6 protein-coding genes are annotated in these 6,951 nt (G+C 57.3%); all 6 read left to right on the top strand.

Annotation, left to right across the window (positions count from 1 at the left end; all coding sequences use genetic code 11):
* Positions 1–1,371: ABC transporter substrate-binding protein (locus EOA24_RS22605; RefSeq protein WP_133374575.1), on the top strand; the 1,371-nt coding region annotated here is incomplete at its 5' end.
* 12 nt (positions 1,372–1,383) lie between these two features.
* Positions 1,384–2,334 (top strand): ABC transporter permease, encoded by a 951-nt coding sequence (locus tag EOA24_RS22600; protein ID WP_127410078.1) that lies wholly within the window; start codon positions 1,384–1,386, stop codon positions 2,332–2,334.
* 8 nt (positions 2,335–2,342) lie between these two features.
* Complete coding sequence (locus EOA24_RS22595) at positions 2,343–3,161, top strand: ABC transporter permease (protein WP_127410077.1); 819 nt, start codon at positions 2,343–2,345, stop codon at positions 3,159–3,161.
* On the top strand, positions 3,161–4,816 hold the full coding sequence (locus EOA24_RS22590; RefSeq protein WP_127410076.1) for an ABC transporter ATP-binding protein: 1,656 nt from the start codon (positions 3,161–3,163) through the stop codon (positions 4,814–4,816). Before EOA24_RS22595 ends, EOA24_RS22590 begins: the two co-directional genes overlap by 1 nt.
* A gap of 398 nt (positions 4,817–5,214) precedes the next feature.
* The gene (locus tag EOA24_RS22585; RefSeq protein ID WP_189354133.1) at positions 5,215–5,988 is read left to right on the top strand and encodes an aldolase/citrate lyase family protein; all 774 of its coding nucleotides are present in this window, start codon (positions 5,215–5,217) and stop codon (positions 5,986–5,988) included.
* A gap of 134 nt (positions 5,989–6,122) precedes the next feature.
* Positions 6,123–6,788, top strand: coding sequence for an RraA family protein (locus tag EOA24_RS22580; RefSeq protein WP_127410074.1), 666 nt, complete (start codon positions 6,123–6,125; stop codon positions 6,786–6,788).
* Positions 6,789–6,951 lie beyond the last annotated feature (163 nt).

Raw genomic sequence — 6,951 nt, 5'->3', positions numbered from 1 at the left:
GTCCTAACAAATGATGTTCAGTTTATCTTCAGCCGCGCGTGGGGCGAACAGCTCGTTGAACTGGATGCAAATCAAAAATTGCAGCCGGTACTTGCGGAGGAATGGGGCGCATCGAAAGACGCAAAGGTCTGGACGTTTAAGATCCGCAAGGGGGTGCAATTTCACAACGGCAAGGAGATGACGCCTGCCGACGTGCTCGCCACAATGGAACGACACTCCGACGCCAACTCGAAGTCGGTTATGCTCGCCTTTATGCAGGGGATCGACAAGATCGCCGTCGACGGCCAGAACATCGTCTTCACCCTAAAAGAAAGCAATGCAGACTTCCCAGTCATAATGAACGATGTCCACCTGATGATTCAGCCAAATGGCGGCAAGGACAGCCCGAACGCAGGCATCGGTACGGGTCCATACAAGGTCACGGTCAACGAAGCTGGCGTTCGACTTGGCGGCGAGAGGTACGCCGGTTACTGGCGGGACGATCGCGGCTTTGCCGACCAGATCGAGATTGTCGTTATAAACGACGCGACCGCCCGCACCTCCGCTTTGCAGAGCGGGCAGGTTCACATGATTAATCGCGTCGATCCGAAAGTGGTTGAACTCCTCAAACGGTTCCCTGACATCAGCGTCCGCAACGTTGGGGGCCGTGGGCATTCTTATTTTTGCTGCCAACTCGACGCCGCCCCCTTCAACAACAACGATCTGCGGCTCGCGCTGAAATATGCCATCGACCGCGAGGAGATGGTCCAGAAGGTCTTGGGGGGCTACGGATCCATCGGCAATGACACGCATATAAACAAGTTTTATCCACTCTTTACCGAATTGGAACAACGCAAGTACGATCCGGACAAGGCAGCCTTCCATTACAAGAAGTCAGGGCATTCCGGTTCGCTGCTCCTTCATGCATCCGACGGCGCATTCACAGGCGCGGTGGATGCTGCTCAGCTATACCAGCAGAGCGCGGCCAAGGCGGGGATCAATATCGACGTTAAACGTGAACCTGCTGACGGCTACTGGACAAACGTGTGGCTCAAGCAGCCGTTCGTGGCATCTTCTGGTCCAGGTCGTCCGACTCAGGATATGCTGTATTCTCTCGTCTTCCAGTCAAAAGCGCCATGGAACGAGACCCACTTCTTCAGTGAGAAGTTCGACCAGATGATGGTCCAGGCGCGCGGCGAACTTAATACTGACAAGCGTAAGCAACTGTATGCCGACATGGGCCAGATCATCCACAATGAGGGCGGCGTCATCATTCCGATGTTCAATGATTACATCGACGCCACGGGCCCGCAGGTTGGCGGTTGGGCTAAGAATGGCAACGATCGGTTCATGAACGGCTATGCGCTGACCAAGTGCTGGCTGCAGGCCTGAGGCCCTGAGACGATGGTTCTCAAGCTTATTGCCCAGCGCGTCGCGCTGGGCATCCTCCTGTTGCTCGCCGTTTCGGTCCTCATTTTTGTTGGCACAAATCTTCTGCCCGGCGACGTCGCGCAATCCATTCTCGGCCAGTCGGCAACACCACTGGCGCTCGCCAATCTGCGCCAGGAGCTGGGGCTGAACGATCCGGCCTACATTAGATATTTCCGCTGGCTTTTCGGAATCCTGCAGGGCGACCTAGGCACTGCTCTCACCAGTGGGCTCGATATCGCCACTTCCATCAAGGAGCGGCTGTGGAACACCCTGTTCCTGGCCTTCTGGGCAGCGATTATCTCCGTCCCGCTCGCGATTGCCTTCGGGCTGACGGCAGTACGGTATCGCGACGGCCTCATCGATAAACTGATCACCGGCGTGGCACTCGCCTCGACATCGGTGCCGGAATTCTTCATTGGTTATCTGTTGGTGTATTTTTTGGCTGTGAAGTTCCAGATCTTCCCTGGCATTTCGATGGTGTATGAGGGCATGCCTTTTCTCGATAAGATGAAGGCAATCGCGCTGCCCTGCACGACTCTCACGCTGGGCATCCTCGCCCATATGATGCGCATGACGCGGGCGGCGATCCTCAACGTCATGCAGTCCGCCTATATCGAGACGGGGGAACTGAAAGGACTCACGGCCTTCGAGATCATCCGCAGGCACGCTTTCCCCAATGCCATCGCCCCGATCATCAATGTGATCATGCTCAACCTCGCCTATCTCGCGGTCGGCGTGGTGGTGATCGAGGTGATCTTCGTTTATCCCGGCATGGGCCAGTATCTGGTCGACCATGTCGCCAAGCGCGACGTGCCGGTCGTGCAGGCCGTTGGGCTGATCTTCGCCACCGTTTATATCTCCCTCAATGTCGTGGCCGACGTGGCATCCATTCTCGCCAATCCGCGCCTCAGGCATCCGAGGTAAGGAGCACCATGATAAGACGTATTCCCATCGGCGCCCTGATCGGCCTTGTTGTCACCATCCTCTTCGTCCTCGTCGCTCTCTTTGCACAGTGGATCGCTCCCTACGGCCTCGGCGATATCGCCGGCGGAGTTTGGGAGCCGATATCGGCGAAATTTCTCTTCGGCACCGACAATCTCGGCCGCGACCTGCTCTCGCGCATGATCTATGGCGCCCAGACGACGATCCTGATCGCGATGCTGGCTACGCTGCTTTCCTTCTCGATGGGCTCAATCCTCGGCTTCACCGCTGCGGTAGTCGGCGGCTGGTTCGATATGTTGATGTCCCGTTTCGTCGACCTACTGATGGCGATCCCGACGCTGATCTTTGGTCTGGTGGTGCTCTCGGTGCTGCCGTCCAATGTCGTGACACTGATCCTAGTCATGGGCGTTCTCGACTCAACCCGCGTCTTCCGCTTGTCGCGGGCGGTGGCGATCGACCTCAATGCGATGGATTTTGTAGAGGCTGCGAAGCTGCGCGGCGAAGGCAAATGGTGGGTGATCTTCGCCGAAATCCTGCCCAATGCTCTGTCGCCGCTGGTTTCGGAACTCGGGCTGCGCTTCATCTATGCGGTTCTGTTTCTGTCGACACTGTCCTTCCTCGGCCTTGGCGTGCAGCCGCCGGATGCCGACTGGGGCGGCATGGTCAAGGAAAACAAGGACGGCATCGTCTTCGGAATAGGAGCAGCGCTCATCCCTGCGGCGGCGATCGCCATGCTGGCAATTTCGGTCAATCTCGTTGCGGACTGGGTACTCAACCGTACGACAAGCCTTAAGGGAGGACGCGGGTGATGGCCGAAAGCAAAGCAAAGCCTTGCCTGCTGCTCGACATCCGCAATCTGCGCATCGAGGCCACTGTCTTCCCGCCCGGCCAACCGCCGAAGAACATCGTACTGGTGGATGACGTCTCGCTGACGCTCGAAAAGGGCAAGGTGCTCGGAGTGATCGGCGAATCCGGCGCCGGCAAGTCGACCATCGGCCTATCGTCCATGGGCTATGGCCGCGGGGGCGTCCGCGTCACGTGCGGTGAAGTCATCCTCAACGGCCGCAACATCCTGACGCAGGGCCGCAACAGCATTCGCAAGTTGCGCGGCCATGAGGTCTGCTATGTCGCGCAATCCGCGGCGGCGGCCTTCAATCCCGCCCGGCGGTTGATGGACCAGGTGGTGGAAAGCTCGCTCAAGCACGGCTTAGCAAACCGCGCCGAAGCCGAACGCCGGGCGGTGGCCCTGTTCCGCAAGCTCAGCCTTCCCGACCCGGAACATATTGGCCGGCGCTATCCGCACCAGGTGTCGGGCGGGCAGCTGCAGCGCGTGATGACGGCCATGGCACTCTGTCCGGAGCCGGACCTCATCATCTTCGACGAGCCGACCACTGCGCTCGACGTCACGACCCAGATCGACGTGCTCGCCGCGATCAAGGAAGCGATCCGCGCCACGAGGGTTGCAGCTCTTTACATTACCCATGACCTCGCCGTTGTCGCTCAGGTAGCCGACGACATCATAGTGTTGCGTAACGGCAGAATGGTCGAGAAGGGCACGACTCACCAGATCATCAAGGAGCCGAAGCAGGACTATACGCAAGCGCTGGTTTCGGTGCATCACATCGACCATCAGGAGAAGCCGGCGACGCCGTGGCCGGTGCTGTCGGTAAAGAATGTCACGGCGGCTTATGGCAACGGCGTCCTCAAGGTACTGAAGAATGTTTCGGTCGCCATTCATGCCGGTCAGACATTGGCCGTGGTCGGCGAATCCGGGTCCGGGAAGTCGACGCTGGCGCGAGCAATCACGGGCTTACTGCCACCCCAGGACGGCGAGATCACCTTCGGCGGCCGGAAGCTATCGAACAGACTGGCCGACCGAACCAAGGAAGACCTACGCCAGGTGCAGATGATCTACCAGATGGCCGATGTCGCGATGAACCCGCGCCATACCGTTGGCACGATCATCGGCCGTCCGTTGACCTTCTATTTTGGCCTGCGTGGCGCCGAGCGGAACCAGCGAGTGAAGGAACTGCTCGAGGAGATTGAGATGGGCACGGGCTATATCGACCGCTATCCGGCCGAGCTTTCCGGCGGACAGAAGCAGCGCGTCTGCATCGCCCGTGCACTCGCCGCCAAGCCCAAGCTGATCATCTGTGACGAGGTGACCTCGGCGCTCGATCCGCTGGTGGCCAATGGCATCCTGAAACTGTTGCTCAATCTGCAGCAGATCGAACAGGTGGCATATCTTTTCATCACCCATGATATTGCGACCGTGCGCTCGATCGCCGATGCCATTGCGGTGATGTACCGCGGCGAGGTCGTGCGATATGGCCCCAAGAGGCAGGTGCTGACGCCCCCCTTCGACGATTACACCGATCTGTTGCTATCGTCCGTGCCGGAGATGGAGATCGGCTGGCTCGAGACAGCTATCGCGGGCCGGAAGATGGCCAGCGCGGGGAATTAGTGACATGGGTCTGCGACTCCACCCAGTGACTTCGCTCGCACCCAACACCTTCGAGCCGGACCGGTTTAATCGGAACTATACGCGCCGAAACATGCGTCTTAAGCAAATATAGGATTCTAGCGCCTAACGACGGCCCTGTTGGTCTATCCGTTCACCGGAGGGCACGCCATATCAAGAAATGGAATCGATGGTGTGATAGCCAACTTCTTGGAGAACTGTATATTTTTGTAAGCCCAGAACCATGCCACCGTCACCTTGAATAAGTCAGTTCGTTACGCACCAGCGAGATTTCATGACATCCGCCCAGTAGGCTCCCTGATTGGATGAAGACGCTCCGGCTAGGTGGCTTGCAGCTGACCAGCTCGATTACGCCTCAGGCAATGCAAAGGATTGTTAAAATGACAGGACTCCCGCTCTCCGAATCGATCAGATCGAGAAAACCGCAAATTGGTGGTTGGATGCAGACCCCGAACATTATGATCGCAGAGATTCTGGCGCAGACAAACTTGGATTTTCTACTGGTCGACGGCGAGCATTCACCAATTCCACCAAACTCACTTTTAAATATTCTTCCTGCGACCGAACGATACGGGATGCCTGTACTTTACAGAGTCGCCTGGAACAGGATCGAACTGATAAAAGCGGCGCTGGATCATGGCGCGAACGGCATCATGGTCCCAATGGTCAATACGAGTGCGGAAGCCATTGATGCCGTGTCCTTCGCAAAATATCCACCTTCAGGAAAGCGCGGATCTGGAGCGTGGAGGGCATCCAACTATTATCAAACCGACGCAGACTATCGGAAGAATGCGAACTCTAGCCTAGCTGTCGTGCTCCAAATTGAGACACGAGAGGCGCTCAACAATCTTGACGAGATAGCGTCAATACCTGGTGTTGATGCACTCTTTATCGGTCCGGCAGACCTTGCCCTTTCCTTCGGCATAGAACCGGGAGGGCTTACGACAGAATTGCTGGATGCCTGTCAAGCAGTCGCGAATGTCGCTAAGAAGTACGGCATCGCCTCGGGCATTGATGTGGCTTCCATAGACTATTTGCCACGGTTCAAAAAAATGGGCCTCAGCTTGTTCACTCACGGATCCGAATTAGATTTTGTCTTACAGGGCGGCCGCGCTGTGGCGAAAAAATTCCATGACTCGTTTGTCGCTGAGTAACCTACTCGTCCAGCCTCCAACGTACATTGGGTGACTCCGTGGACTATGCGAAGAGCCATCCCGCGTGTTTGACGAACCTCACTTGAGCGCTTCTGTATTCGAGTGGGCTTGCTGGCTAAAAAGAGGAAATCTATATGACTGATTACCGTATTAATCACATGCCAGAACCGTTGTCGCCCGAACTCGTTCAAAAGCTGCAACTGGTTCAAACAGCCACTGTAGGCCATTTTCGCCAGTGGGGCTTTATGGATCGTGGAATCCGACCGCTTCTTCGCGGTAAGCGTGTTGCTGGTGTCGCAGTTACTGTGGCGATCCCCGGGCCGGATTCGACGCTACTGGGTCATGCGCTAGGACTTCTTCGTCCGGGCGATTTCGTGGTAGTGGACCGCCTTGGAGATGATAGGTATGCCTGCTGGGGTGGAGGGGTTGCAGCTTCGGCCAAGGCAGCCGGCGCGGTAGGCGCCATAGTTGATGGTCCATGTACGGACTTACTGGAAATCGAAGAGGCGGATTTCCCTATGTGGTGCCGCGGACTTTCGTCGATCACCGCGGGGTGGTACAATCTCGGCGGGACCATGAACCACCCGATCGCTTGCGGGAATGTTCCTGTCCTTGCCGGCGACATTGTCCTCGCAGACGAGGAGGGGGTGGTCATTATGCCTCGCGAAGAGGCAAACGAGATCGCCGATAAAGCTATTGCTCTCCAGGAGATGGAAAAGGCTAGCCGCCCGGAGATGCCGGCTGAGGAAACATCAGACGCTACTAAAATGGTGCTAGAGGCAATTAACGGGCGGACCTAAGTGAGCGCAGTCCGGATCCATCAGCTTGGGCGAGCCCGGTGACGGCGCTGATTATTACCCACAGATCTACTACAAGGCAGGCGCTGGCTTGGTACGCGAAAGCCACCTCAGGGCTACTGAGACGTGCCCCGCGTCTATCGCCTTCGATGTGCGCCGCTTTACC

The sequence above is a fragment of the Mesorhizobium sp. M2A.F.Ca.ET.039.01.1.1 genome (genome assembly GCF_003998035.1).
Taxonomy (GTDB): Bacteria; Pseudomonadota; Alphaproteobacteria; order Rhizobiales; family Rhizobiaceae; genus Mesorhizobium.
This window is presented reverse-complemented; position numbering and strand designations above follow the sequence as displayed.